24 protein-coding genes are annotated in these 26,220 nt (G+C 37.3%); 7 read left to right on the top strand and 17 right to left on the bottom strand.

The genetic code is table 11. From position 1 onward, the window contains the following. Positions 1-29: 29 nt before the first annotated feature. Positions 30-887 carry a class II fructose-bisphosphate aldolase gene (locus DM800_RS08935; RefSeq protein ID WP_001131858.1) on the bottom strand — a complete coding sequence of 286 codons (858 nt, stop codon included), beginning with the start codon at positions 885-887 and terminating at the stop codon, positions 30-32. 211 nt (positions 888-1,098) lie between these two features. Then, on the bottom strand, positions 1,099-1,467 hold the full coding sequence (gene spo0F, locus DM800_RS08930) for a sporulation initiation phosphotransferase Spo0F (protein ID WP_000398593.1): 369 nt from the start codon (positions 1,465-1,467) through the stop codon (positions 1,099-1,101). 202 nt (positions 1,468-1,669) lie between these two features. Here spo0F and DM800_RS08925 point away from each other — a divergent pair, with 202 nt between their 5' ends. Next, on the top strand, positions 1,670-2,194 hold the full coding sequence (locus DM800_RS08925; RefSeq protein WP_000912405.1) for a DUF2529 domain-containing protein: 525 nt from the start codon (positions 1,670-1,672) through the stop codon (positions 2,192-2,194). Positions 2,195-2,224: 30 nt separating this feature from the next. Here DM800_RS08925 and pyrG read toward each other — a convergent pair whose 3' ends face one another. From pyrG to DM800_RS08885, 8 genes are all read right to left on the bottom strand, one after another. Next, complete coding sequence (gene pyrG / locus DM800_RS08920) at positions 2,225-3,832, bottom strand: CTP synthase (RefSeq protein WP_000170450.1); 1,608 nt, start codon at positions 3,830-3,832, stop codon at positions 2,225-2,227. A 257-nt stretch (positions 3,833-4,089) separates the two neighbouring features. Continuing rightward, complete coding sequence (rpoE, locus tag DM800_RS08915; protein WP_048542705.1) at positions 4,090-4,620, bottom strand: DNA-directed RNA polymerase subunit delta; 531 nt, start codon at positions 4,618-4,620, stop codon at positions 4,090-4,092. Positions 4,621-4,774: 154 nt separating this feature from the next. Beyond that, the gene (locus DM800_RS08910; RefSeq protein WP_048542708.1) at positions 4,775-5,404 is read right to left on the bottom strand and encodes a TetR/AcrR family transcriptional regulator; all 630 of its coding nucleotides are present in this window, start codon (positions 5,402-5,404) and stop codon (positions 4,775-4,777) included. Between the two features lie 66 nt (positions 5,405-5,470). Next, entirely contained in the window at positions 5,471-6,610 is a 1,140-nt protein-coding gene (acdA, locus tag DM800_RS08905) for an acyl-CoA dehydrogenase AcdA (RefSeq protein WP_088064870.1), read from the bottom strand. 21 nt (positions 6,611-6,631) lie between these two features. Beyond that, positions 6,632-7,762, bottom strand: coding sequence for an acyl-CoA dehydrogenase (locus DM800_RS08900; protein ID WP_147786741.1), 1,131 nt, complete (start codon positions 7,760-7,762; stop codon positions 6,632-6,634). A 72-nt stretch (positions 7,763-7,834) separates the two neighbouring features. Next, a complete protein-coding gene (locus DM800_RS08895; protein ID WP_000538863.1) occupies positions 7,835-8,686 on the bottom strand; it encodes a 3-hydroxybutyryl-CoA dehydrogenase in 852 nt (283 codons plus the stop codon). A gap of 56 nt (positions 8,687-8,742) precedes the next feature. Beyond that, on the bottom strand, positions 8,743-10,026 hold the full coding sequence (locus tag DM800_RS08890) for an acetyl-CoA C-acetyltransferase (protein WP_098230433.1): 1,284 nt from the start codon (positions 10,024-10,026) through the stop codon (positions 8,743-8,745). 9 nt (positions 10,027-10,035) lie between these two features. Next, positions 10,036-12,147, bottom strand: a complete 2,112-nt coding sequence (locus tag DM800_RS08885; protein WP_001086763.1) for a (Fe-S)-binding protein — start codon at positions 12,145-12,147, stop codon at positions 10,036-10,038. A gap of 353 nt (positions 12,148-12,500) precedes the next feature. Between DM800_RS08885 and cls the strand changes: the two genes are divergently transcribed. From cls to DM800_RS08870, 3 genes are all read left to right on the top strand, one after another. Beyond that, a complete protein-coding gene (cls, locus tag DM800_RS08880; RefSeq protein ID WP_147786740.1) occupies positions 12,501-13,694 on the top strand; it encodes a cardiolipin synthase in 1,194 nt (397 codons plus the stop codon). Positions 13,695-13,726: 32 nt separating this feature from the next. Next, positions 13,727-14,680, top strand: coding sequence for a UV DNA damage repair endonuclease UvsE (gene uvsE / locus DM800_RS08875; protein WP_147786803.1), 954 nt, complete (start codon positions 13,727-13,729; stop codon positions 14,678-14,680). A 128-nt stretch (positions 14,681-14,808) separates the two neighbouring features. After that, the gene (locus DM800_RS08870) at positions 14,809-17,487 is read left to right on the top strand and encodes a DUF4084 domain-containing protein (RefSeq protein ID WP_147786739.1); all 2,679 of its coding nucleotides are present in this window, start codon (positions 14,809-14,811) and stop codon (positions 17,485-17,487) included. Positions 17,488-17,503: 16 nt separating this feature from the next. Here the strand turns inward: DM800_RS08870 and DM800_RS08865 are convergent, their stop codons facing one another. Further along, positions 17,504-17,650 carry a quorum-sensing peptide PapR gene (locus DM800_RS08865; protein ID WP_097889520.1) on the bottom strand — a complete coding sequence of 49 codons (147 nt, stop codon included), beginning with the start codon at positions 17,648-17,650 and terminating at the stop codon, positions 17,504-17,506. Positions 17,651-17,740: 90 nt separating this feature from the next. Beyond that, a complete protein-coding gene (locus DM800_RS08860; RefSeq protein WP_097889519.1) occupies positions 17,741-18,598 on the bottom strand; it encodes a helix-turn-helix domain-containing protein in 858 nt (285 codons plus the stop codon). Between the two features lie 411 nt (positions 18,599-19,009). On the opposite strand from DM800_RS08860, the gene DM800_RS08855 reads away from it, so the two are divergent. Beyond that, the gene (locus DM800_RS08855) at positions 19,010-19,333 is read left to right on the top strand and encodes a bacillolysin (RefSeq protein WP_147786802.1); all 324 of its coding nucleotides are present in this window, start codon (positions 19,010-19,012) and stop codon (positions 19,331-19,333) included. Positions 19,334-19,345: 12 nt separating this feature from the next. On the opposite strand, the gene DM800_RS08850 is transcribed toward DM800_RS08855, so the two are convergent. From DM800_RS08850 to DM800_RS08835, 4 genes are read right to left on the bottom strand one after another with little or no spacing between them, the layout of a single operon-like run. After that, entirely contained in the window at positions 19,346-19,948 is a 603-nt protein-coding gene (locus DM800_RS08850; RefSeq protein WP_000619265.1) for a response regulator transcription factor, read from the bottom strand. Beyond that, positions 19,945-21,075: a sensor histidine kinase gene (locus DM800_RS08845; RefSeq protein WP_088064874.1), complete on the bottom strand. Its 1,131-nt coding sequence runs from the start codon at positions 21,073-21,075 to the stop codon at positions 19,945-19,947. The genes DM800_RS08850 and DM800_RS08845 overlap by 4 nt, the downstream gene beginning before the upstream one ends. Further along, complete coding sequence (locus DM800_RS08840) at positions 21,076-21,810, bottom strand: ABC transporter permease (RefSeq protein WP_147786738.1); 735 nt, start codon at positions 21,808-21,810, stop codon at positions 21,076-21,078. After that, positions 21,807-22,709 carry an ABC transporter ATP-binding protein gene (locus tag DM800_RS08835; RefSeq protein ID WP_147786737.1) on the bottom strand — a complete coding sequence of 301 codons (903 nt, stop codon included), beginning with the start codon at positions 22,707-22,709 and terminating at the stop codon, positions 21,807-21,809. Before DM800_RS08835 ends, DM800_RS08840 begins: the two co-directional genes overlap by 4 nt. Positions 22,710-22,866: 157 nt before the next feature. Between DM800_RS08835 and map the strand changes: the two genes are divergently transcribed. Next, complete coding sequence (gene map / locus DM800_RS08830; protein WP_002096176.1) at positions 22,867-23,661, top strand: type I methionyl aminopeptidase; 795 nt, start codon at positions 22,867-22,869, stop codon at positions 23,659-23,661. A 525-nt stretch (positions 23,662-24,186) separates the two neighbouring features. Further along, positions 24,187-25,584, top strand: a complete 1,398-nt coding sequence (locus DM800_RS08825) for a M28 family metallopeptidase (RefSeq protein WP_147786736.1) — start codon at positions 24,187-24,189, stop codon at positions 25,582-25,584. Between the two features lie 427 nt (positions 25,585-26,011). Here the strand turns inward: DM800_RS08825 and DM800_RS08820 are convergent. Next, the coding region (locus tag DM800_RS08820) for an LPXTG cell wall anchor domain-containing protein (protein WP_147786735.1) at positions 26,012-26,220 on the bottom strand (209 nt) is incomplete at its 5' end.

The raw sequence follows: 26,220 nt of genomic DNA, 5'->3' as shown, positions 1-26,220 counted from the left end.
TAGACGGTTTCCAAAACGGAATTTTATTCTTACGCTTTACCGTTAGAACCGAATTCACGCATTTTACCAGCAACAGTTGCTTTAATAGCGTCGCGGCCAGGTCCAATATATTTACGAGGATCGTAAACTTCTTGGTCTTTGCTTAATGCTTCACGAACAGCTTTTGTAAACTCAATTTGGTTCTCAGTGTTTACGTTAATTTTTGAAGTACCTAAAGAAATAGCTTTTACGATATCAGCAGTTGGGATACCAGTACCACCGTGTAATACTAAAGGTACGCCAGTGAAGTCACGAACTTGTTCCATTTCAGCGAATCCTAAGTTAGGCTCACCTTTGTAAGGACCGTGTACAGAACCTAAAGCTGGAGCTAGGCAATCGATACCTGTTGCTTCAACAAGGTGCTTACACTCTGCTGGATCAGCGTAAATTACGCCTTCAGCGATGATGTCGTCTTCTTGTCCGCCAACTGTTCCAAGCTCAGCTTCAACAGATACGTTACGAGCGTGTGCGTATTCTACTACTTTTTTAGTAGTTTCAACGTTTTCTTCGAATGGGTGGTGAGAAGCGTCGATCATTACAGATGTGAAACCTGCATCGATTGCTTCTTTACATTTTTCGAAGCTTGAACCATGGTCAAGGTGAATCGCTACAGGAACAGTGATGTTCATTTCTTCGATTAAAGCTTTAACCATAGCTACAACTGTTTTGAAACCAGTCATATGACGAGCTGCACCCTCAGATACACCTAGGATTACAGGAGACTTTTCTTCTTCCGCAGCAGCTAAGATAGCTTGAGTCCACTCTAAGTTGTTCATGTTGAATTGACCAACTGCGTATTTTCCTTCTAGTGCTGTGTTTAGCATTTCTTTCATAGAAACTAAAGGCATGGTGAATCCTCCTAAAAAACGTTTTTTGTATCCGATAAGTTCTTATCGCTGGTAGTATGACCAGAATAAGGTAAAATATGTATATTTACATACCGGACTTTTTTCTACACTCAATAGGATAACAACTTGTACTCAAAAACTCAACCGTATTCACCTGCTCAATAGTCCATGTAAACGCTTTTTTCCATATTTTTTATAAAAAATTCATTTTTTACGCCTCTACAGCAAGCTGTTCTCTCACCGCTTGACGAATCTCATCAATATCAAACGGTTTAGCAAAGTGCATTAAAGCTCCTAAATCTTTCGCTTCTTGGATCATATCAAGCTCTCCGTAAGCAGTCATTAAAATTACTTTAATACTCTCATCAATTTCCTTTACATGTTTTAAAATCTCTATACCATCCATACCTGGAATTTTCATATCTAACACTACTAAATCTGGATTATCTTTTTTCACGATATCTAAAGCTTGAAATCCATTCGCTGCTTGGAATGTCTGATAACCTTCTTTTTGGAACACTTCATGTAATAACACACGAATGCCATATTGATCATCAACGATTAAAATTTTACCTTCCATAACTCCCAACCTTTCTGTGTAAATACAAGATTTAAAGCTTCTTATATCTTAACGATTAATTTTCGCTATTCTTTGGCAAATTCCTTCCTATTCTTTCTTATTTTACCGTTTCCTATTTTGTTATGCTACCCTTCGATTTCACCTTTCTAAAAAAATAAACTATAATGAAAGCCGGTAAACACGTACGAAAGGGAGTAACATTATGTTAAAAATTTTTTCAACTCAATTAAGTGGTTATTTCTCCAGAGTTTCTCAAAAAGAAGAAATGAATATAGAAGATAGCGCCCGTCTACTTGCTCAAGCATTAGTTGGCGACGGTTTCATTTATTTACATGGTACAAATGAAATGGAGGGCGTTGTCGCTGAAGCATTATTCGGTGCTGAGCCAATGAAGCAAGCAAAACGATTATTTGAAAATGGTAAAGAAGTAGAAGTAACTTCTGCAGACCGTGTACTTCTTATTAGCCGTTTTTCAACAGATGAAGAAGTTGTAGCAATGGCAAAAAAACTTCAAGCTGATGGACACTCTATCGTCGGCATCTCTGCTATTCAAGAAGGTACTGAATCACTAGAACAATATACAGATGTACATATTGATACTAAGTTGTTAAAAGGCCTTATTCCAGACGATGAAGGCAATCGCTACGGATTCCCAAGTTTAATGATAGCTTTATTTGCATATCATGGGATCAAATTTACAATCGATGAAATGTTAAATGAATATTAAAAAAGCGCCCTATTTCAGGCGCTTTTTTTATTACTTGCTCTCTTTATTCGTAATAGAAGCACTTACGAAGTCATGGAACAATGGTTGTGGACGGTTTGGACGAGATACAAGTTCTGGATGGAACTGTGCTGCCACGAACCAAGGGTGGTCTTTTAATTCAATGATTTCAACTAGACGACCGTCTGGGCTTGTACCAGAGAATACAAATCCTGCTTTTTCCATATCCGGACGGAATTGATTGTTGAACTCATAACGATGACGATGACGCTCATATACAACCGGCTCGTTGTAAGCATTGTAAGCATTTGTTTCTTCAGCAAGCTTACATGGGTATAGACCAAGACGAAGTGTGCCACCTAAGTCTTCTACATCTTTTTGTTCTGGTAATAAGTCAATGATTGCATAAGGTGTGTCAGGATTAATTTCAGAAGAGTTAGCTCCTTCTAACCCTAATACGTTACGTGCGAATTCGATTGATGCAAGTTGCATACCTAGGCAAATTCCTAAGAATGGAACTTTGTTTTCACGAGCATATTGAATTGCAACGATTTTACCTTCTACACCACGATCGCCGAATCCACCAGGTACAAGGATACCATCTGTGTCACCAACTAATTCTTGTACGTTCTCTGGTGTTACGTGCTCAGCGTTTACCCATTTCACTTCTACATCTGTGTCGAATGAATAACCCGCATGACGAAGTGCTTCTACAACAGAAATATATGCATCTTGAAGCTCTACGTATTTACCAACAAGAGCAATTTTTGTTTTCTTAGAAAGGTTACGTACTTTATTAACTAGCGCAGTCCACTCTGTCATATCTGCAGCTGGATTGTCTAATTTTAAGTGATCGCAAACGATTTGGTCCATATTTTGTTCTTGAAGAGATAATGGAACCGCATATAAAGTATCTGCATCGCGTGCTTCGATAACTGCTTTTGTATCAATGTCACAGAATAATGCAAGCTTGTCTTTCATATCTTGAGAAACAGGCAATTCTGTACGAACAACGATAATATTTGGTTGAATACCTAAGCTGCGAAGCTCTTTAACGCTATGTTGCGTTGGTTTTGTTTTCATTTCACCCGCTGCTTTTAAGTACGGGATTAACGTACAGTGAATGTACATTACATTGTCACGACCGATGTCGCTCTTAATTTGACGGATTGCTTCTAAGAATGGTAGAGACTCGATGTCACCAACAGTTCCACCAATTTCTGTAATAACAACGTCCGCGTTTGTTTCGCGACCAGAACGGTATACACGCTCTTTAATTTCGTTAGTAATGTGAGGAATAACCTGAACTGTTCCTCCCAGGTATTCACCACGACGCTCTTTTTGAAGAACTGAAGAGTAAATTTTACCTGTTGTTACGTTGCTGTATTTGTTTAAGTTGATGTCAATGAAACGCTCATAGTGACCAAGGTCTAAATCAGTTTCTGCACCATCATCTGTTACGAATACCTCACCGTGTTGGTATGGGCTCATAGTCCCTGGGTCTACGTTAATGTATGGATCAAACTTTTGAATCGTTACGTTTAAACCACGATTTTTTAAAAGTCTTCCAAGAGATGCTGCTGTAATACCTTTTCCTAAAGACGATACTACACCGCCTGTTACAAAAATATACTTAGTCATGAAAAAGCTCCCTCCTATTTTGCTGTTATATAATCACCGTTGCAAAGCGCAACGTATGTAGATAACACTGTATCCATCTTATTGTTAGACTCTTTTTATTTTCTAAACAAAAAACAAAAAAGAAAATTGCTCCCCTCATCACATAAAGTAATAAGTAGGGAGCAATTTTCTTTTATATTTACACTTTAAAAGTATTATCGTCCTTTTTTAAAGAGCCCAAAAATGATTCTACATGGACGATAATGAAAAGTCAAGAACTACAGTTCTTCCTCTTCTTCTTCTTCAGCCTCAGCTTCATCGTACTCAAGTTCTTCTTCGGCGAAGTCATCGTCATCATCTTCATCTAAATCATCAAGATCATCGTCGTCTCCGTCTTCTTCTTCAAGAACCTTGTCCAAATCTTCTACCTCTTCTTCATTTGCATCTGCATCGTCGAAGTCTTCATCTTCTTCGATGTAGTCGTCAAAACCGTCCTCTTCAACTTTACGTTTCTTCTTCGGTTTTGGCTGAGGTAAGATTTCTTCATCAATTTGCTCATATGGGTACCAGCTACGTAGTCCCCAACGATTTTCTCCTAAATTAATGAAACGTCCATCGATGTTTAAATCTGTATAAAATTGTGCGAGTTTCGCATTAACTTGCTCTTGAGATAGTCCCAGCACTTGAGCGATTTCTCGAACCAACTCGTTGAATGTCGTTGCTTGTCTTTTATCCCCTAAAACGCTATGTACAACTTCAATCATTGAACATTCTTTTAGCTCTTCTGGTGAATATTGCTTAAAATTCACTTATGCGGCACTTCCTTTCTTCAAATATAACCTTATATATAACGGTCTGCTTAAAAAAATCCATACTATTCATTATAAACAAAAGTCGCACAAATATGCTACAAAAAAAACGGGAAACTTTAATATGATAATAAAATTATAATTTGTCTATTCCTTATTTCGGAAACATATGCGCTCCTTGCAGTACATACCTAATTTGCATTTCTGTATATTCTTCAAGCGTATACAGTTTTTGCAGGGCCCAACGTCTAAATCCCCACATTTGTCCTTGTATGAAAATGTTATGTGCAAGAAGCTGTATCTCTTTTTTATTTAATGTAAATGTCCCATTTTCTGTACACTGCTCTAAAATATTCTCAAACATTCCGACCATTTGAAACTCTTTTTCTAATACATATGGGAGTGATTCTTTCGGTAAAAAACGTACCTCTTGATACATAATTAATACTTCTTCTTGCAATTCATCCATCACTTTAAAATAATTCTTTATCGCTATCTTTAAGCTTTCTATACTTCCCTTCTCTGTACACACTACTTCCTCTAATCTTTCTTTTACATGTTCATAAATACTATCACAAACTAAATATAAAACATCATCTTTTGTACGAATGTACTCATAAAGTGTTCCAATACTAAACCCAGCCGCCTTCGCAATCTCTCTCGTTGTTGTACGTGGGAACCCTTTTTGCTTAAACAATTGCACCGCACCTTTAATCATTTGTTCACGTCTTAACGCAACTAATTTTTCATCTTTCACGGACGCATGTACATTATGTTTAACCATCCCCTTCACCTCTCTCTATTATTTTTTGGAAGGAAAAAGCGTAGGAAAATACCTACGCCTTTGCTCCTACTTCGTTAACATACGAGAAATTACAAGCCTTTGAATCTCTTGTGTTCCCTCATATATTTGTGTAATCTTTGCATCGCGCATATAACGCTCTACTGGATAATCTTTCGTATAACCGTAACCACCAAATACTTGTACCGCTTCAGTCGTCACCTTCATCGCTGTATCGCCTGCAAATACCTTTGACATCGCTGACTCTTTCCCATACGGAAGCCCTTCCGATTCAAGCCAAGCCGCTTGGTATGTTAGAAGACGCGCCGCCTCCACATCCGTTGCCATATCTGCAAGTTTAAAACCAATTCCTTGCTGCGCCGCAATTGGTTTCCCAAACTGATGACGCTCTCTTGCATACTCTACAGAAGCATCTAAAGCCCCTTGCGCAATACCGACTGCTTGCGCGGCAATACCATTACGGCCGCCATCTAATGTTTGCATCGCAACTTTAAATCCTTGCCCCTCTTCCCCTAGTAGGTTCTCTACAGGAATACGGCAATCTTCGAACATAATTTCAGTTGTTGGTGAAGAGCGAATCCCTAACTTGCTTTCCTTCTTCCCAACTGAAAATCCTGGTGTATCACTTTCCACAATAAACGCGCTCGTACCACGCTGCTTCGATTCGGGATCAGTTAACGCAAAAACAACATAAATATCAGCAATACCGCCATTTGTAATAAAGATTTTCGATCCATTTAAAATGTAATGGTCTCCATCTCGTTTCGCAGTTGTCCTCATTCCGCCAGCATCTGAACCAGAACTTGGTTCCGTTAAACCGTATGCGCCAATTTTCGCTCCTTCTGCCATCGGTCGTAAAAACTTTTGCTTTTGTTCTTCCGTTCCAAATTTAAAAATTGGCCAACCAGCAAGTGAAGTGTGTGCAGACAGCGTTACACCTGTTGAAGCACAAACACGAGATAATTCTTCGATAGCAATTACATACGCTAAGTAATCGCTTCCAATTCCGCCGTATTCTTCAGGCCACGGAATGCCGGTTAAACCAAGCTCTGCCATTTGATCAAATAGTGCACGATCAAATCTCTCTTCTTCATCACGCTCAGCTGCCGTCGGTGCTACTTCGTTCTTAGCAAAATCCCGAACCATTTTTCTTATCATTTCATGTTCTTCTGATAGTTTAAAATGCATTCCCGTCTCCCCCTTGTCCTTTTATAAAGCTCGACTAATAACAAGTTTCTGTATCTCACTCGTTCCTTCATATATTTGCGTGATTTTCGCATCACGGAAAAATCGTTCTACTGGATAGTCTTTCGTATAACCGTAACCACCAAATACTTGCACCGCTTCAATCGCAACTTCAACAGCCGTCTTAGAAGCGAATAATTTCGCAATAGAAGCTTCTTTACCGCATGGTAATCCTTGCGCTCTTAGCGATGCCGCTCTGTATACAAGTAATCGCGCTGCTTCTACACTAGTCGCCATATCTGCAAGTTTGAATCCGATTCCTTGCTGCGCCGCAATTGGCTTGCCGAATTGCTCACGCTCTTTCGCATAATCAATCGCACATGCAAGCGCCGCTTCCGCGATTCCTAATGCCTGCGCTCCGATTCCAATTCGTCCAACATCTAAATTCGCCATTGCCACCTTAAATCCTTGCCCTTCTTCACCAAGTAAATTCTCGGCCGGCACTTTCATATCTTCAAACGTAAGTTGTACCGTGCGAGAACCAAGAAGTCCCATTTTATGCTCATCTTTGCCGATAACTAAGCCCGGTGTATCTTTCTCTACTATAAATGCAGAAATCCCACTTTTTCCTGCCTCTGGATTTGTAGAAGCGAATACAATGTATGTACTTGCTTCACCGCCATTTGTAATAAATACTTTCGATCCATTAATAATGTAGTGATCGCCTTTCTTTACAGCTCTTGATTTCAAACTCCCTGCATCTGATCCTGCATTTGGTTCTGTTAATGCAAATGCACCTAAATATTCACCAGTCGCAAGTTTAGAAACATATTTCTGCTTCTGTTCTTCTGTTCCAAAATATAAAATCGGGTTCATTCCAACTGACGTATGTACAGCTAAAATTACACCAACCGTTGCACTTACCTTTGAAATTTCCTCAATTGCTAAAATGTAAGAAATAAAATCCATTTCTGCCCCGCCATATTTTGCAGGCGCTGGAATACCCATTAGTCCAAGCTCACCCATCTTCTGCATAATCTCTTTCGGGAACACCCCTTGTTCCATACTAGGAACAAAGGGAGCTATTTCCTTCTGCGCAAAATCTCGAACCATTTTCCTCATCATTTGTTGCTCTTCAGTAAAATGAAAGTTCATGTACTCCGCCTCCGTTTGCTATATATCTTTTTAATAATTTGGTAAGACCACTATTTTAATAAAAGGAGGACTTTATTCGTAAACGTAGAAACCACGGCCTGTTTTACGTCCTAACCATCCTGCATTCACATACTTGCGTAATAATGGACATGGGCGATATTTACTATCTCCTAATCCTTCATGCAACACTTCCATAATGTATAAACATGTATCTAAACCGATAAAATCAGCTAATGTAAGTGGTCCCATCGGATGATTCATACCTAGTTTCATTACTTCATCAATCGCTTCTTTCGTCGCTACACCTTCATATAACGTATAGATCGCTTCGTTAATCATCGGTAATAAAATACGGTTCGATACAAATCCTGGGAAATCATTTACTTCGACTGGCACTTTCCCGATTTTTTTCGTAATATCTTCAATTGTTTCATACACCTCATCATCTGTAGCTAAACCACGAATAATTTCAACAAGTTTCATAACTGGAACTGGATTCATAAAATGCATGCCAATTACTTTTTCTGGGCGTTTCGTTACTGCTGCAATTTCAGTAATTGGTAGAGAGGACGTATTCGTCGCTAAAATTGCGTGTTCTGGAGCGATTTCATCTAGATTCGCGAAAATTTTCTTTTTAATGTCCATTTTCTCAACAGCCGCTTCAATAACAAGATCCGCTTCCTTCACACAATCTAAATCAAGCGTTACTGTAAGGCGATTTAACGTCGCTTCCTTTTCTTCTTCCTTCATGCGCCCTTTTTCTACTTGACGCGCTAAGTTTTTCGTAATAATAGCCAATCCTCTGTCTAATTGCTCTTGTTTTAAATCTTGTACCTTCACATCATATCCTGCCATTGCACATACTTGTGCGATTCCCGAACCCATTTGTCCTGCACCAATTACAACTATTTTTTGTACACCCATTCTTTCTTCCCCCTTAATATAAATTGTTAATAAATCAAAAATCACCTACACGTAAATTAACAAACTTCAATCATAATTGCGTCACCTTGACCGCCACCGCTACAAATAGAAGCAATTCCAATTCCGCCGCCGCGCTGCTTCAGTGCGTGGATAAGTGTAACGATAATACGCGCTCCACTTGCTCCAATTGGATGTCCCATTGCCACTGCGCCGCCATTTACATTCAATTTATCTGGGTCAATTCCTGCAATCTCTGTACTTGCAATTGCTACCGCTGCAAATGCTTCATTAATCTCGAATAAATCGATATCTTCAATTGTCTTGCCTGTTTTTTTCAACAATTCGTTAATTGCATAACCTGGCGTTCTTGGGAAATCTTTAGACTCCACTGCAATTGCTGTATGTGCCAAAATTGTCGCTAATGGCTTTCTTCCTTCTTGCTTTGCTCTGTCTTCGCTCATTAATACGAGCGCAGCACCGCCATCATTTAGTCCTGGAGCATTACCCGCTGTCACTGCCGACGTCTTATCAAATACAGGTTTTAATTTCGCTAATTTTTCAATCGTTGTATCCGCGCGTGGCGCCTCATCTTTTTCAACGACAATAGGATCGCCTTTTCTTTGTGGAATCGTTACTGGCACGATTTCCTCTTCAAAACGTCCTTCTTTATGCGCTGAAACCGCACGCTGATGGCTACGATATGCCCATTCATCTTGCGCTTCGCGAGAGATTCCATCTTCCTTCGCAACTTCTCCGCCATAAACACCCATGTGTATACCTGAAAATGCGCATGTCAAGCCGTCAGCAACGTTTAAATCGATGATTTCGTTGTTCCCCATTCTGTATCCCCATCTTGCACCTCGTAAAATGTAAGGACTGTTACTCATCGACTCCATACCGCCAGCTACAATTAGTGATTGATCGCCAGTACGAATAATTTGATCCGCTAACGTAACCGCACGAAGCCCTGATGCACAAACTTTATTCACTGTTTCCGTCTGTACTTCCCAAGGGATTCCAGCAGCCCTCGCAGCTTGGCGCGATGGAATTTGCCCCTGTCCCCCTTGAATAACTGTTCCAAATATAACTTCCTCAACATCACTAGCAGAAACATTTGCTCTCTCAAGCGCTGCTTTAATTGCAATTCCCCCAAGTTCTGTCGCCTTCACGTCTTTTAAAGATCCTCCAAATTTCCCAACCGGTGTTCTTGCAGCACTTAAAATAACTGTTTTACTCATATCTATTTCCCCCATCTCTTTTTTTAGCACCGAGCGCTCGCTCGGTGTTCTTACGTTGAGAAGAGGTGCAATGATTGCACCTCTCTCTAAAGTTGTATTCATGCTTGCAGATTACATCGCTTCTTTCTTCTGTCCGATAACAGAGCGTTCTAAAATCTCTGTTACATCAAGAGTTTGAACCTTCTCTTCTACTTCTTTCGCTTTCGTCCCATCGCTAATCATCGTTAAGCAATATGGACAACCTGTACCGATAATGGATGGTTGCACAGCTAGTGCTTGTTCTGTACGAGCAACGTTAATACGTGAACCTGCTGTCTCTTCCATCCACATTAAGCCACCACCTGCGCCACAGCACATTCCGGTTTCACGGTTACGTGCCATTTCTACAAGATTCACACCAGGAATTGCTTTCAAAATATCGCGTGGCGCTTCGTATACTTCGTTGTATCTTCCTAAGTAACAGGAATCATGGTACGTAACTGTTTCCTCAATAGCGTGAACAGGTTTTAAGCGTCCTTCTTTCACCCACTGAGCTAACAATTCTGTATGATGATAGACTTCTGCTTGCAAGCCAAAGTCTGGATACTCATTTTTAAATGTGTTATAAGCGTGAGGATCAATCGTAACGATTTTCTTCACTCCTGCTTTTTCAAATTCCTCGATATTCTTTGTCGCCATCTCTTGGAAGACAAATTCATTTCCAAGACGTCGCGGTGTATCTCCAGAATTCTTTTCTTTATTACCAAGTATCGCGAATGAAATGCCTGCTTCGTTCATTAACTTCGCAAACGATATCGCAATCTTCTGACTACGATTATCATATGATCCCATTGAACCAACCCAGAATAAATATTCGAACTCCTCGCCAGCTTTCGATTTTTCTTTTACAGTTGGAACCGTTACTTCATCATCACCTTGGCGCCAAGTTTCACGCTCTTTACGGTTCAGTCCCCACGGATTCCCTTGACGCTCGATATTTGTCATCGCACGCTGCGCTTCCGCGTCCATCTTTCCTTCTGTTAGAACGAGATAGCGGCGTAAATCAATGATTTTGTCAACATGCTCATTCATAACCGGACACTGATCTTCACAGTTACGGCACGTTGTACAAGCCCAAATCTCTTCCTCTGTAATAACATCTCCGATTAAACTCGGATCGTAAGCAAGCGTTGTAGCTGCTGATTCTTGTTGCCCTTTCCCAGCTGCCATCATCGCTAACTGATTTCCTTGTGTATTATTAAAAGCAACTACTGGAACCCACGGTGCTTTTGATGTCACTGCTGCTCCTTTATCAGTTAAATGATCGCGAAGTTTTAAAATTAAATCCATCGGCGATAACATTTTCCCTGTCCCTGTTGCCGGGCACATATTTGTACAGCGACCACACTCTACGCAAGCGTATAAATCAATAAGCTGATTTTGTCTAAAGTCTTCGATTTTACCAACACCAAATGTTTCTTGCGTTTCATCTTCAAAGTCAATCTTTTCAAGTTTCCCTGGATTTGAAAGACGTCCGAAGAAAACGTTAACTGGTCCCGCAATTAAATGCGCGTGTTTTGATTGTGGAACATACACTAAAAATGTTAACAAAATTAGTAGATGCACCCACCAAGAGAAATAGAACACAGAAATGGCTGCGGTTTCATTTATTCCCGAGAAAACGTAAGCGATTGCAGAAGCGATCGGTTCACTCCATGAAAGCTCCTCGCCGTGCCATATAATTCCCATCCCATTACCAAGTAGCACAGAAATCATTAAGCCACCAATAAAGATAAGAACAAGGCCTGATTTGAAATTACGTTTTAAACGAACTAGCTTCTCAACATAACGTCTATGAAAAGCCCAAAAGACTGCAATTAAAATAACAAGTGTGACAATTTCCTGGAAGAATGTAAATGCAGGGTATAGTGGTCCAAGTGGAAGATGTGATCCTGGTGCGAGTCCTTTCCAAACGAAGTCAATTGCTCCAAATTGGACAAGAATAAATCCGTAAAAGAACATAACGTGAATAATGCCGCTCTTCTTATCTTTCAGCAGCTTTTTCTGACCGAAAACATTGACCTTAAGGAGATCCCAACGCTCTTTAAAACGACGGTCAAATTCAATCTTTTTTCCTAACTGTATGTAGGCCATCCTCGTCCGTATAAGATACACAAACAAATATCCCGCATAAGCAATAACAGCAATGGCAGCCAGCCAATTAATGATCAGTAAGCTATTCATTTTTATGCTACCCCTCTCTTTGTAAGCTCTCTTTCTTTTTTAGAATCTTCAAAAACATATAATTTTCTGAATTTTATCCCCTGTCTTCATTATATAATGAGTGAGCATTCAGTCAACAGTTTTTTGTTATACAACAACATATTTTTTAATAAAGCTGTTTATTTCGGTGAAACTATAAAGTGAAACTTTAATCCGTAGGGGGTTGTTTCCTCTCGCCTGATTCCTTTAAGTAAGCCTAATTTTTAAGTAGGAGGCTTACCGCCCCTTAATATGGGATAAGGTGAAGCCAATCGGGATTTTCCGGGCAGCCAGTAAAATGAAGGCGAAAAGAATGCAAAGGAGGGAATCCACTTATGTTCTTCTTATCTCTCTTGTTAATATGCGTTACTCTTTGGATCACAATTGACCTTTTATATGGGAGGATTCTTCATTTAAAGCGTGTGCGCTCTCGTATTTTCCCTTTACGTCAAAGTAATTTTCACCTTTATACATACGGGCAAGATTTATATGATGCTTTATTTACTGATATACAACAAGCAAGGCACCATGTGCACGTTTTATTCTTCATTGTAAAAAACGATAAAATCAGTCGTGAATTTTTAAAGTTACTTATCGATAAGGCACAGGAAGGAATTGAAGTAAGACTTTTACTCGATCGATTGGGAAGCCATTATTTATCAAACGAGGCAATTCGTTCCCTACAAAAACACGGCGTCTCTTTTTCATTTTGTCATAAAGTGAAATTTCCTTTTCCGTTCTTTTCTGCAAATCAAAGAAACCATAGAAAAATTACAGTTATTGACGGGAAAATTGGTTATATTGGTGGGTTTAATATTGGAGAAGAATATTTAGGGCATAATCAAAAATTAGGATTATGGCGCGATTATCATTTACGCCTTACAGGAGAAGGAATACAAGATTTACAAAAGCAATTTTTACATGATTGGCTCGACGATACGAACCAAAATTTATTAGATTCACCTCTTTATTTTCCTAAGCAACAACCAGGAATCATTCTACATCGTTTTATCCCTACTGATGGTGCCTATTTGCAAAATACATTTTTACATTTAATCGAAAGTGCGGAAAAAGAACTCTTTATCGGTACACCATATTTCATTCCTGGGAAGAAAATTATGAATGCATTATTAAAAGCGCGAAAACGTGGGGTCCAAATCACGGTTCTCGTTCCAGAAAAAGCGGATCACGCCCTTGTTCGCGAAGCAAAATTCCCATATTGCCGAAAGTTAATACAAGCTGGGTGTAATATTTACGCATTTCAACAAGGGTTTTTTCACGCTAAAGTTATTATAGTCGATGATTATATTTGTGATATTGGAACTGCAAACTTTGATATGAGAAGTTTATATATTAACCATGAAATCAACTGCCTTTTATATGATAAACATTTTATACAAACAGTAAAAAACAAATTCCATGAAGATCTAGAAAATGCGTCATTACTTTCCTTTAAAGATGTTAGCCCGCATTCTCTTATTGATAGGGGAAAAGAATGGGTAGGAACGATACTTGCTTTCTTTCTATAGGAAAGATAATGGATAAAGGAGATGTATTCATTATGATTATGCGTTTCGGATATGTCTCACATGCAATGGCACTCTGGGACTGTTCTCCGGCTAAAACGATGACATTTACAAGCTTTCAAAAGCTTAATAAACAAGAACGAGAAGATAAATTATACGATGTTACACGGCAAAATCTTGAGCATACAATACGTATTCTTCATTACAATATAGCGCATGAAATTCCATTATATCGCTTATCTTCTTCCATCGTCCCACTTGCAACGCATCCCGAAGTCGAGTTTGATTATATCGGGGCATTTACACCGCTTTGGCGTAAAATTGGGGCATTAATTAAAGAACACAATTTACGAGTAAGTTTTCATCCAAATCAATTTACGCTATTTACAAGCGACAAGCCACATATTACAACTAACGCTATTACAGATATGGCCTATCATTATAAAGTATTAGATGCAATAGGAATTGCAGATTCTTCTTATATTAACATCCATGTAGGTGGTGCCTATGGAAATAAAGAACAAGCAGTTGGACGTTTCCATGAAAACATAAAAAAACTTCCTGCACATATAAAAGAGCAAATGACGCTTGAAAATGATGATAAAACATATACAACTGCTGAAACTTTATCGATTTGCCAAAAAGAAAAGATTCCATTCGTATTTGATTATCATCATCACATGGCAAACCTTTGCGAGGAACCGCTAGAAGTGTTACTCCCTGCAATTTTTGAAACTTGGTCACATACAAATGTCCCTCCTAAAGTTCACATTTCCTCCCCTAAATCAAAAAAAGAATTTAGAGCTCACTCTGAATATATTGATTTAGAGTTTATTAAGCCTTTCTTAAACATTGCAAAAAAAATCAACCATAATTTCGATATTATGATTGAAAGTAAACAGAAAGATTTAGCAATGCTGCAATTAATAGATGAATTATCCTCTATAAGAGGGATAAAAAGAGTAAATAGCTCAACATTACAATGGTAAATTGTAATGTTGAGCTATTTTTTTCAAAAAAAGTAATTTTTATAGTAAAAAACAACCTATTGTATATGCTATGATTGGAATTAGCATTTTCCACCTGCGATTCAACTTTATTGAAACGGAGCCATAATATGATTAATCAAAAAAAATATGTACACTTTGTCACGATGTATATAATTATATTTTCCCTTTGGATATTTCTTATCCCTAAGGACTTGAATATAAAAGAAATTGGAATTCTCTTCTTATTTTGTTTTGCTGCACTCTTTTCTTGCTATTGCTTATATAAAGCTATTAAGAAAATGAAGCGTAGTGATAAATTATTTTGGGTTTTATTACTCTGCACTTGCATATGCGGACTAACTATGGAAATAACTTTATTCCTTCATTCACTTTCTATATATGATCAAGTCATATTCTCATATAAGGCACTACCTTTTTTCATCATACAATATATTTTGCTCTTTTCTGGGTTTGCTATCAAATTCATAAAACATTACTCTATTAGAGGCCTTGCTCAATTTTCATTCGATAGCATCTTTATTGTTATTATGAATATTTATTTTACCTTAACTTTTATTTTGGACCTCTCAAGCTTTCGTATGTTAACAACAGATCACTGGGTTTTAGTTGGATACTTTATTGCACAAGCATTAGTAATTTACGCCGTTATTAGCCTATATAGACGAGAACAATATTCTGCTAGCAGAATTTCATTAATTATGGGTTTTACTATCATACTTGTGTACGGGTATATACATCTGTTCCAACTAAACATGGGGATGAAAACTTCTTCTGAAGTCTCTTATTTAGTACATACTGCTTCAATTTTATTAATTGGTTTATCTTCCATACTATACATTTTGGACAAACCAATGCAGCATGAAACGAAAACAAAGTATTATCGATTTGATTATGTGCGCTTTATATTACCCTATTTCAGTATAATCATTACTTTTTCCTTTATTCTTATTCAACCTTGGGATGATAAGTTCATGCTAATCGGTCTAGTATTATCACTCATCTTATTATTCCTACGACAACTTTACATGTGGAAAGATAATCAAGCACTAATCGATACATATGAACAGTTGACTACACAACTAGAAGGCAAAGTAGAAGAGGGTGCATCTGCGTTATCAAAGAGTGAACAACGCTATAAATCATTATTCGAAGATCATCCTGATGCCGTTTTCTCTTTAAATATGGATGGTATTTTCCAACAATCTAATACAGCTTGTGAAAGCTTATTTACTGCCTACTATTGTGAAGTAGAAAGCTATTCTCTTCTACACTTTATTGACTCAAAAGACCATAATCTACTAAAGAAAGCTTTACAAATAACAAAAGAAGGTAGACCACAAACTTTAGAAGTTCGCACAAAAGAAAAAGAAGGCTACTACTATTACCTTCACGTTACACTCATCCCTACTTTCATAAACAAAGAAGTTGTTGGGATGTTCGGCATAGCACGTGATATTACAACTTTATATGAAAAACAAAAACAAGTAGAACATTTAGCCTTTCATGATGCACTGACTGGATTACCAAATCGCCGAAAGTTTGAAAAAGATTTAAAGAACATTTTAAATATAGCTCAAACTAGCGCAAATGATGTTGCCGTCATGTTCCTTGATTTAGATCGATTCAAAAAAATTAACGATAGACTTGGTCACGACGTCGGAGATCTATTATTAATTGAAGTAGCAAAAAGGTTACGCAGTTGCTTGCGTTCGAAGGATATCGTTGCTCGCCAAGGCGGAGATGAGTTTACAATTCTATTACCAGATATGTACTCAGAAAAAAGTGCTGCTTTTATAGCTGAACAAATTTTAACCATTTTAAACAAACCATTCTTCATTAAAGACGAAGAACTATCTATTACACCGAGTATCGGTATTGCCATGTATCCTGATTACGGAACCGATGTTACTGAATTAATGAAAAATGCCGATATGGCTATGTATCGCGCGAAAGCAAATGGGAAAAACAGATTTGTTTTCTTCTCAAAAGAAATGAGTATCGCCCAAAATGAAATTCAATTCTTAGAAGGCGAACTTGCAAAAGCATTACAACAAAGTGAATTTTTCCTTGAATATCAGCCACAAGTAAGCACGAAAACAAAACAAATTATCGGTTTTGAAGCATTAATTCGTTGGAAGCACCCAAAACTTGGCATCGTGTCTCCTGCCCAATTCATTCCTCTAGCGGAGGAAACCGGATTTATTATTGAACTTGGAAATTGGATTTTACGTACCGCCTGCTTAGAGGCAAAAAGGTGGCATAATCAAGGTTTTTCTCACTTGAAAGTTGGTGTAAATTTATCTGTTGTTCAATTTAACCATACAAATTTAATCCCAACCATTTCAAAAGTGTTAGAGGAAACAGAACTAAAACCAGAAGCACTAGATATTGAAATTACGGAAAGCATTGCAATTAATCAAAATCAATCTGTAGTTGCAAAACTAGAACAGCTTCAAAATCTCGGTATTCAAATTTCAATCGATGACTTTGGAACTGGTTATAGTTCTTTAGCTTATTTAACAAAATATCCAATTAATACATTAAAAATTGCTCGGGAATTTATTTGCGGCATTACAACTAGTCCTTTAGAAGAAGCGATTATCTCTTCCATTATTACACTATCAAAAGAACTAAATTTAGAAGTTATTGCCGAGGGCGTAGAGACAGAAGAACAATGGAAGTTTTTATATGAACAAAACTGTGACAACATTCAAGGATTCTTTATTAGCAAGCCTGTTTCTAGTAAAGACGTTTGGAGGTTACTCCACAAAAAAACAACCGTCTAAGTAAGACGGTTGTTTTTTAATATTCATAAGGTACTTCTCCAGCTAATTGTACCTCTTGATTATTGTGAGAAATTATTTGACTTTTCTCTAATGCTGTATCTCCTAATGAAATACCCCATGCCATCGCTAACGTTAATAGACTACCAATAAGTAGTTTCTTCATATTCCATCACCCGCATTTTTTTATTTAAATATATCATGAAAATTTATCCATACATTATGCAATTATGCATATTTATTTTTTAGATCTTTTTTATTTCTTCATTTTTTTCATAAGTGATTCTTTTAATGTATGGTTTCCTAATATATCAAAAAAGAAACACGCTTTTTCATAAGCATCTTCAATTTCCGCTCTATCACACCCTAGCTTTGCTAGGCATTCACCTTTTCGAAAGTATAACTGTCCAATTAATGTCATACTATTAATTTGGCACGATAGTTCAATAGCTTTATTTGCGTGGCAAAGCGCTTCTTCGTATTGATTATCTGAGAATAATGCTTTTGCATGATTATGTCTCACCTTCACATCAAATTCTTTATTATCATGCAATGTCTCTAATTGTTTTAATATATTTTCAAATAAATCAATACCCTTCTTCAAATAACCATTTTCAGCATAAATATTTGCAATTGCGTTTTCAATATAAAGATTCTGATATACATCTATTCCTACCAATTGTTGATTGAGCAATTTCTTTAATTCTAAAATACAATATTCATAATCGATTTTTTTTAATATGTAAGCAGCTACATAATATTGCCATTGAAGAAATTGCTGAAGCTCGGGATGATATTCTTCCTTTTTCAACTCATTGCATACCCTATTATAAATTTCTTTATATTTCTTTTGCTTACAAAGCATAATAATTTGATCTTTTAACTGCTTATTCCTCTCAATATCAGAATAAATGAGTACCTCATAAAAATGAATAATGGGAACTTGTAATTTTGCTGCAATACCTTGCAATATATCCATACTTGGGTATACCGCGCCTGATTCAATTCGGCTCACTTCCGATTGATGACATATGTTCTCGGATAACTGTTTTTGTGTTAATCCCCTCATTACCCTAATTTTCTTAATTTCACTTCCTAATTTTTCTGCGTGCATACTTACTCACCATCCATTATAACAATATAATTTGTTAAGTTGTCATACCACTACAATAATGTGAATTCGACAATTTTTGACATGAAATAATGCATAATATATATAAAATTCGGCAAATTCTTCATACAATTCGTCTCACATACAATAATAGATTAGTGGTTTTATAGATAAATTATAGAAAATTCGCCCGTGCCTTCGTTACATTCGGTTTTTTTTCCTTTATTAGCAGTAGCAGAAGTTATTCACACCCAAGAATTAGACAGAAATAAAGTAAAATTTGAAATTACTTAGCCTAATTTAACGCTTAAAAAATTACACAACCTCAAAATGATACGAAAAAATATGCTGAAAAAGTATTTAAAAGGTGAGATAAATGAGGCGAAAGCTCAACAAAAGTGAATGACAACTGAAATGAATGTAGATTCCCAACCTACAAATAAAGCAACAAAAGAAAATCAAACCGAAGCTCGCCTTGCACAAACATATAAACACTATAAAGTATATGGCCAAGATCTTATTGTAAAAGTAGATAAAAATGGAGTAATCACAACTGTTAGTGGTAAAGTTGTCCAAAACTTAAATCAACAACCTAATCTTACTATAACAAATTTTTTGTCGAAAAATGAAGTAAAATCTAAATTACACGATATACTTCAAATTCTGAGCGATGCGACTGTGACAAAACTCTCTATTGAAATACTTGTTTATAAGAAAAAAGAAGCTTACCACTCATAGGTAAACTTCTTTTCATATCCATCCCTTTTCTTCTGCAATTGTAATGGCCTCAATTCTATTTTTCGCATCGAGCTTCGTTAATACTTCAGAAATATAATTACGAACTGTACCAGGCGAAAGATAAAGTGCCTTCGCAATTTCATTTGCCGTCTTTCCTTCTTTCGCAAGTAACAATACTTCTTTTTCACGATCTGATAACGGATTTTGCTCCTGCCATAAGCCGAACATTAAATCTTGAGAAATCTCTCGCTTTCCTTTCATTACATTACGAATCGCTGCAGCTAAATCTTCACTTGGGCTATCTTTTAATAAATATCCGTGCACGCCAGCTTTCATTGCTCGTTCAAAATATCCAGGGCGCGCAAATGTTGTTAAAATCATTACTTTACATGCTGATTTTTCTTTCTGTAACGTTTCCGCAACATCTAATCCGCTTTGAATTGGCATTTCAATATCCATAATGCTTACATCAGGTTGTAGCGATTCAATTAGTTTTAGCGCTTCTTCCCCGTTCGCAGCTTGCCCAATTACTTCAATATCATCTTCTAGATCAAGTAGGGCCCCCAATGCACCACGAAGCATCCGCTGATCTTCTGCAATAATAATTCGAATCATGCCCTCACCTCATCTTTTCCTGTTCTAATGACAACTGGTACTTTTACTATTAATAGTGTCCCTGGATTGATCGTACCCAGTTCAACAAACCCGTCAATAAGAGCGATGCGCTCTTTCATACCACGAATGCCATTTCCATCATGGTTTTGATCTGCTAAACCAACTCCATTATCTTCTACTGTCAAAATTAATTCACCTTGTGATTCTAGTACAGAAACTGTGCAACGCGTCGCCTTACTATGCTTTACAACATTCGTCACAGCCTCACGTAAACACATTCCTAAAATATTTTGTTCAATGGGTGATAACGAACTTGCACTCGTTTCTTGTTTTATTTCTAATTCAATAGTAGCTGCTTGTAAGATTGCTTTTATTTGCTCAAGCTCTTCTTCTACTGTAATCATACGCATATCAGAAATTAGTTCCCTTAGCTGCTTTAAAGCGGTACGAGATGTTTGTGTAATTTCCTTTGCTTCCGCGCTTGCACGCTCCGGATTTTTTACAATTAACTTCTCCACGAGCTGGCTTTTTAAAGTAATGAGTGATAACGTGTGCCCTAACGTATCATGAAGATCTCTTGCAATCCGCTGCCGCTCTTCACGTTTTACTAAGTCTTTAATTTGTTCGTTTGCTTCGTCTAACTGATTCCTTAACATCTTTTTTTGATTAAAATTTCGCATTCCGAATGGTGTAAGAAGCATTAAAATAAACATTGGAACGATATTTACTAAACTTGTAGTTGTTAGTTGATTCATATTTACAAATAAAAATGCCCCAAGCATTATAACTAACAAACACAATAGCACTCGAAACACTTTCTTATTTGGTGCAAATCCCATCGCACTTGCGGTGAAAAAGCCAAAGAATATCATGAAAGGATTGTAAAATAAAGCAAATAAAAAGATAAGTACCATTTGAATACATGCCCAAAAAACGAACGTCCTCTGCACAAAATAAAGCTGACGGTATGTGATAATAAAAACTATCAACATACCGCTTCCAATTACAAGCTTCCACCCTGACGCCTGCACTAAATGGTAAATTGGAAATAACAGATACACGAACCACATATATGGGAAGAAACCCATATGTTTCGGAAAAATCTCAATCCTCTTCTTTTCTATCATTTATACCGCTTCCTGTCTTTTTCTTATATATATTGATATTACAACAAATATAAGGAAATAACCTCCTAGTACCGCAATATTTTCCCAACCAACTGATTTTCCAGCTACAATATTCCATGCGCCGCTTCCGAAGTGATATGTTGGTGTCCATTCACCAATCGTTCTTAATATTTTTGGGAATACTTCAATTGGCATCCATAGGCCACCAATTACAGCTAGACTCATATTTAAAATATTCGCTAAACCCGCTGCTGCATCTGCCTTTTTAATAGAACCTATTACTGTTCCTAACGCTAAAAATGGTGTTACACCTAACAACAACCATAATCCAGCGCCAATCCATTGCCCTACTGTTAACTCGACATGATTAATTAATATTCCTGCGATAAAGATAACTAAGATTGAAAAAGCATTCACTACAGTTTGAGCGATGATTTTGGCTGTTATATATGCCCCCTCTGGAAGTGGTGTAATTTTTAACAAATGTGTCCACCCTTGCCCCTTTTCCTGAGAAATCCTTACACCGAAACTAAAAAGTGCCGTCCCTACAATACTAAACGTCGCCATTGAGATTAAATAATGCGCTTTCCAAGCATCTCCGTTTTGTGGCACTTGAATAACATTTGTGAAAATGTAGTAAAACATAACTGGCATTAATAATGAGAAAAAGATAAATAATTTATTGCGAAACGTACGTAAAATTTCTATTTTGCATTGCATCCATAAAGCTCTCATGCGATTCCCTCCTCCTGATTTGCGATAAACTGTTCAAATGCTTCATCAAGACTTCCACGTTCAACTGAAACATCTGTTACAGGTAAGTTCTTTTGATAAATCGCTTTTAAAGTTGCATCTGTATCTTCAGTTGTTAAAGTGAAGTGCCCTTCGTTTGACTGTACTTCGGTTACGTTTGGTAATTCTTTTAGTAATTTTGCAGGAATACTTTCCTTCGAATAAAACTTGATTGTTTTTCGCGAAATCGTCGCCTTCATCTCATCTGGTGTACCATCTGCGATAATCTTTCCATTCGCAAATAATAAAATGCGATTCGCCAATGCATCCGCTTCTTCTAAATAGTGCGTTGTTAAAATAATTGTTTTCCCTTCACTTGCTAACTTTCGAATTGTTTCCCAAAACGTTCTTCGAGACGTAATATCCATTCCAACTGTCGGCTCATCTAAAAATAACAAATCAGGATTTCCTGCAAGTGCGAGTGCAAAGTTTAACCTTCTTTTTTGCCCACCTGATAATTTCTCACATCTTTGCTTTCGCTCCGATTCTAAATTTGATAACTGTAGTAACGTTTCTTTCGCTACCGGATTCGTATAATAACTACGGAATAACTCAATTGCCTCTTCTACTGTAATGCTATCAATGACACTTACTTCTTGTAACATCGCACCGAGGCTATTACGAACATCTCTATGTTTGGGACTCTTTCCAAATATAGAAACAGTTCCTTCCGTCGGATCCTTTAATCCAAGCATCATCGACATCGTCGTTGTTTTTCCTGCACCATTCGGTCCAAGTAGTGCTACTATTTCTCCTTTATTCACATGAAATGAAACGTTATTTACTGCCTTTTTATATTTAAATGTTTTAGAAACACCATTTACTTCTATAATCTTTTCCATCTCTCCACCCCCGCTGTTTCTTATATTTACATTGTACGTTTTGGAAAACTTAGGAAACAGTATGATGCGTCATGACATCGATATGACAATTGTCATGTATTCCTTATGAGAGGAATCAGCCCACATACCGCAAGCGAGTAGCAGGACGAAAATAAACATGATACAATCGGGTAAGATATACATTCGAGGAAGGACAGTGGTTTTCATGATTATTCGTAATGAACAAGATTTAGAAGGCTTACGAAAAATCGGCCGCATCGTTGCGCTTGCACGTGAAGAAATGAAAAAAGAAGCGAAGCCAGGTATGACAACGAAAGAGCTTGATTTGATCGGTAAAAAAGTATTAGATGAGCATGGTGCTATTTCTGCACCTGAAAAAGAATATGATTTCCCAGGTGTAACTTGTATTAGTGTAAACGAAGAAGTTGCTCACGGTATTCCCGGAGATCGCGTATTGAAAGAAGGCGACCTTGTAAATGTCGACGTATCTGCTGCACTTGATGGTTATTATGCAGATACAGGTATTTCATTTGTACTTGGAGAAGATGAAGCAAAAGAAAAGCTTTGCCAAGCAGCTGTTGATGCATTTTGGGCAGCAATGAAAAAAGTTAAAGCTGGTTCAAAACAAAACCAAATTGGGCGTGCTGTTTCAAACTTTGCACATAAAAATGGATACAATGTGATTCAAAACCTAACTGGTCACGGTATTGGTCTTAGCTTACATGAAGCACCAAATCACATTTTAAGCTACTTTGACCCAATGGATAATGCGCTTCTAAAAGACGGTCTTGTTATCGCTGTAGAACCATTCATTTCTATGAAAGCTGATCACATTATCGAACGTGGCGATGATGGTTGGACATTCGTTACACCTGATAAAAGTCTTGTTGCACAATGTGAACATACAGTTGTCGTAACTCGCGGCGAACCGATTATTTTAACAGAAATATAAAAAATAGCCGTTTGGTAGCAGAAACCTACCAAACGGCTATTTTTTATTACTTTTAGGTACTTTTAGGTATGCAAAAATTTATATAAATAAAAGGTGGTGCATCAAGGCACCACCTTTTTAACGGGGTGAGGCTGCCCAAAAGTACGGAAAACCTTTGAACAGCCTCGTATTTTCATATGGATGCCTTACATATATCACTGATGATAATTATGAAATGCGGAAACATATTTATCATCACATGATTCAAACACGAGAAAAGAAACCCTACAGTGGATTCTTTTCTCTACATAATCTAAAGTTTGGGTACACTAGATTCATGCAATGTAGGAGCTTTCCAAGCAGAAAGCGAACCTTCATTTAAAATGATAGCATACATATCTCCACCAAAAATATGCAAATATGCATATAGTATTTTTTATTTCTCAATGTCAGAATATTGAAAAATAAAAAATATAAAGGTAAAATAAAGTCGTTATCCGTCTTCTTTTGTCAGTCAGAGAGAATAGAAGAATAGGAGAGGAAAAAATGAAAAAATCTTTAAAACAAAAAATAGTAAGCTCTTTGCTTGCTGTATCACTCGCTGTTAGCTTGGCTCCAATTGGACAAGCCAAAGCTAATTCCACGTCAGAAATCACACAGACTTCACCTATCACAAAACAAGTTGATGCAAGCCGCGCCATCGAACACATCCGTTTCTTATCCGAAACAATTGGTCCTCGCCCTGGTGGGACAAAATCAGAAGAATGGGCTTCTCGCTACGTTGGTATGCAACTTAAATCAATGGGCTATGAAGTAGACTATCAACCATTTCAAGTGCCAGATCAGTACGTTGGCTTTATTGAATCCCCATTATCCACAAAGCGTAATTGGCAAGCTGGCGCTGCTCCTAACGCACTAATTTCTACAGAAGCTGTTACAGCTCCTCTTATCTTTGTTCAAGATGGGACAAAATTAGAGGATATTCCAAATGAAGTAAATGGAAAGATTGTTCTATTTGAAAGGGGAACAACAGTAGCAGACTACAATAAACAAGTTGAAAATGCTGTTAGCAAAGGAGCAAAAGGTGTCCTTTTATACAGTTTAATTGGTGGACGCGGAAATTATGGACAAACCTTCAATCCCCGCCTAACGAAAAAGCAATCTATTCCTGTCTTTGGTCTTGCTTATGCGCAAGGAAATGCATTTAAAGAAGAAATCGCTAAAAAAGGGACAACAATTCTTTCCCTAAAAGCGAGACATGAATCTAATTTAAAATCCTTAAACGTCATCGCTAAAAAGAAACCAAAAAACAGTACAGGTAATGAAAAAGCTGTCGTTGTAAGTTCGCACTATGATAGTGTAGTTGGAGCACCTGGAGCAAACGATAATGCTTCTGGTACAGGATTAGTATTAGAGTTAGCTCGTGCTTTTCAAAATGTAGAAACTGATAAAGAAATTCGTTTTATTGCTTTTGGTTCTGAAGAGACTGGCTTACTTGGCTCCGATTATTACGTTAATAGTCTATCCCAAAAAGAACGCGATCGAATTTTAGGTGTCTTTAACGCAGACATGGTTGCAACAAATTACGATAAGGCAAAGAATTTATATGCTATGACGCCTAACGGTTCTACAAACCTTGTAACAGACGCAGCCTTACAAGCAGGTAAACAATTAAATAATGACCTCGTTCTTCAAGGGAAATTTGGCTCTAGTGATCACGTACCGTTTGCTGAAGTTGGCATTCCTGCGGCTCTATTTATTTGGATGGGAGTAGATAGTTGGAATCCATTAATCTATCATATCGAGAAGGTATATCACACACCTCAAGATAACGTATTTGAGAACATTTCACCTGAACGTATGAAAATGGCATTAGAGGTTATTGGTACAGGCGTCCATAATAGCCTTCAATCTACCGTGAAAACAGAACAAAAAGCCGCTTAATACTATTTCAAGCCACCGATTAATCGGTGGCTATTTATTGAAAAAAAAATAAAAAAATAAATATGCATAAAAGCATATTTATTACATGGTATTATCGTGTATAATTAAAATCGTAATATATAAATAAAAACACATTTATTGTATAGCATTGACCTTACATTACATGCGATACCATGCTCTAAGCTTATGGTCCAATGGATAATAGGCTTTTTAAAGACGGTTTTGTTATCGCTTTAGGGCCGCTGATTGAGTCCACCTTGAAACTGTTCTCTTTTTCTATAAAAAAACCCTTCAGGCTGCATTCTTCCCTTCACTTTATCGTGAAGTGTTTTTGAATACTTACCCAAAGGGAGCAATATCAAATAGTAATTTTTTAATTTGTCAGCTACTCAGATTACAGTGTAATCAATAATCTAAAGCTTTTTTATTATTTTATTCGCTGACGAGCGAGTAGGATTCCACCTAAAAGGAACAATACCATACCTCCAAGAATTGAACTCATTTCTGCTGATGTTCCTCCTGTGTTGGGAAGTAATGTTGGCTTATCATTTTCTGTAGTAGGTGGAACTTTTGAATCGCTATTTTCTTCTGCATTTGTGTTTGGATCTTTTGGATTTGTGCTTGGATCTTTCGGAT

Origin of the sequence: Bacillus sp. AY18-3 (assembly GCF_008042305.1) — a bacterium.
Lineage (GTDB): Bacteria > Bacillota > Bacilli > Bacillales > Bacillaceae_G > Bacillus_A > Bacillus_A wiedmannii.
Note: the sequence above shows the minus strand (reverse complement) of the source record. Positions and strands in the feature narration are given on the sequence as shown.